This is a genomic window from uncultured Cyclobacterium sp. (assembly GCF_963976465.1).
Taxonomy (GTDB): domain Bacteria; phylum Bacteroidota; class Bacteroidia; order Cytophagales; family Cyclobacteriaceae; genus Cyclobacterium.
In genome coordinates this window covers 1-2,381 of record NZ_CAXBOC010000658.1, presented here as the reverse complement: position 1 = coordinate 2,381, position 2,381 = coordinate 1, and the positions used below count along the sequence as shown (strand labels likewise).

Sequence of the window (2,381 nt, the reverse complement as noted above, 5' to 3'; positions counted from 1 at the left end):
TGTTTCTGTCTCAGAGTGTATCCCTTTGTATCAGGATGTATCTCTATGTAACATCATCTCGCCTCGATCTTAAAAATTTGTTGCTAACAACAAATATTGATTGGTCAGCAACAAATTTGAAACGAAAGATAGGAAAAAATAGGAAATTTAGCAACAAGAAAAGGAAGTAAAAACAGCCTAAAAGTAAGTAAAAGAAGGGTTTAGCGTACTATTCGAAAAGTAATTACTTTCCGATACAAAACTTGCTAAATATATTCGCAAGTAAATCGTCTGTGGTGATTTCTCCGGTGATCTCACCAAGGAAATGTAGAGAACGACGGATATCCATGGCCAAGAAATCATTGGTTACTTCTTCATCAAGGCCAGTCAAAACGTCCAGCAGGGATTGGCGGGTTTTTGTCAGTGAATCGTAGTGGCGAATATTGGTGACGATGGTATTTCCCGTCCTGAACTTGTCCAGATTTACCAGCTCCAGTATCCGGCTAGTTAAACTTTCCAGATTTTCTTTTTTTCCTGCAGAAATGAAAATAGTATCAGGGTATGCCTTCTTTAATTCATTGACAAATAATGGGTTGGCCTTATCTACTTTATTGGCTACTTTAAGGAAAGGAATCCCTAGATTTTCTAATTTGTTAATGTCTTTGCTGATTTCTACCATGTCCGTATCACCTAAATCAAATAGGTAGAGGATTAATGATGCGGCCTTCATCTTCTCATGCGTTCGACTTACTCCCATGGCTTCAAGCACATCAGAAGTTTCTCTAATTCCGGCCGTATCGGTAAACCTAAAAATTACACCACCTATATTGATTTCGTCTTCGATAAAATCACGGGTGGTTCCTGCAATATCCGAAACAATGGCTTTTTCTTCCTTGAGTAATGCATTGAGTAGGGTGGACTTACCGGCATTTGGTTTTCCGGCAATCACAGTTGGTACTCCATTTTTTATCACATTTCCCAAGTCAAAGCTGCTGATCAACTGCTCCACCACGCGGAGTAACTTTTCTACTAAAACACGTAAGTCATCGCGACTGGCAAATTCTACATCTTCCTCTGTAAAGTCCAGTTCCAGCTCAATCATGGAAGCAAAATGGATCAACTGATTGCGAAGTCCGGCGATTTCTCCTGAAAAGCCACCTCTCATTTGGTTCATGGCTGCCTGATGGGAAGCTTCGGAATCACTGTGGATAAGGTCCGCCACAGCTTCTGCCTGGGCCAGGTCAAACTGTCCATTTAAAAAAGCCCGCTGTGTAAATTCACCGGGTAGGGCAGGGCGGGCCCCCTTCCGGACAAGTAATTTTATTACTTGGTTAATGATATAAGAAGAGCCGTGAGTAGAGATTTCTACCACATTTTCTTTTGTAAAAGATTTTGGCGCAACAAATAAGGAGACTAGCACCTCATCAATCACTCGCTTTTCATCTCGAATCGTTCCAAAGTGAATGGTGTGACTTTCTTGTTGCTCCAGGTCTTTTCCATAAAAGACTTGGTTGGCCATGGAAATGGCATGTTTTCCGGAAAGCCGAATAACTGCTATGGCCCCTACTCCCTGAGGTGTAGCTAAGGCGACAATGGTATCATCTTTTTGACTAAAATTTAAAGCCATTAATATTCGAAATTTTCAAGTAATGATTTTAATGAGCTGATAAAATTATCCGGTTCTCTGTATCCGGGAAGTTGGGTGATGTTTTCCATGGATGCATCCATAATTACAAAATTCGGAAAAGACCTTACCCTCATATTTCGAGCCATCGATTGTTCAGAATACTCTTTACCTCTAAATTTAAACTTATTCTTTCTGTTTTCGGCATTTAGCTTGACAGCGTAAAAATTATTATTGACATACTCAATTACCTTTGGATCAGTAAAAGTATTTCTATCCATTTTTTTACACCAACCACACCAGTCGGTATAAACATCTATAAGGATCATCTTAGGGTTGGCTGCCGTTTTTTCTATCACTTCTTCAAAACTATGCCAGTTGATCGACTCTTTTTGAGCGAAAGAAAATTGATGAATAAAAACCAGCATCACAATAAGTCCAACTACTTTTTTCATGGTTTTTGAATTGTTTTCTATTACCCTTTCAAATTCGTTTTCAGATTATTTTGGTCATAGCCTTTGCAAATCCAATTAGTCAAAGGTATTGTAATTAAACGTTCAATCTTTATGCTAAGGTTTTATGAAACCCATTATCGGTCCAAACGGTTCCCTTTATCAATTTGGGTGGAGCATTACCTGAATGTTGGTGGCCACTTCTTTGGAAACAAAAACCTTTTTTTGGTTGTCAATAAATAATTCTTGGGAACTATCATATTCTATTTTTTCAAGCACCAGTACCTTGGCACCTATATATATGCCCACCTTATCCAGGTACTTTA

2 protein-coding genes are annotated in these 2,381 nt (G+C 38.9%); both read right to left on the bottom strand.

Annotation, left to right across the window (positions count from 1 at the left end; genetic code table 11):
* Positions 1-223: 223 nt before the first annotated feature.
* Complete coding sequence (mnmE, locus tag AAC037_RS23535; protein WP_339906069.1) at positions 224-1,606, bottom strand: tRNA uridine-5-carboxymethylaminomethyl(34) synthesis GTPase MnmE; 1,383 nt, start codon at positions 1,604-1,606, stop codon at positions 224-226.
* A complete protein-coding gene (locus AAC037_RS23530; protein ID WP_339906068.1) occupies positions 1,606-2,058 on the bottom strand; it encodes a thioredoxin fold domain-containing protein in 453 nt (150 codons plus the stop codon). Before AAC037_RS23530 ends, mnmE begins: the two co-directional genes overlap by 1 nt.
* Positions 2,059-2,381: the final 323 nt, after the last annotated feature.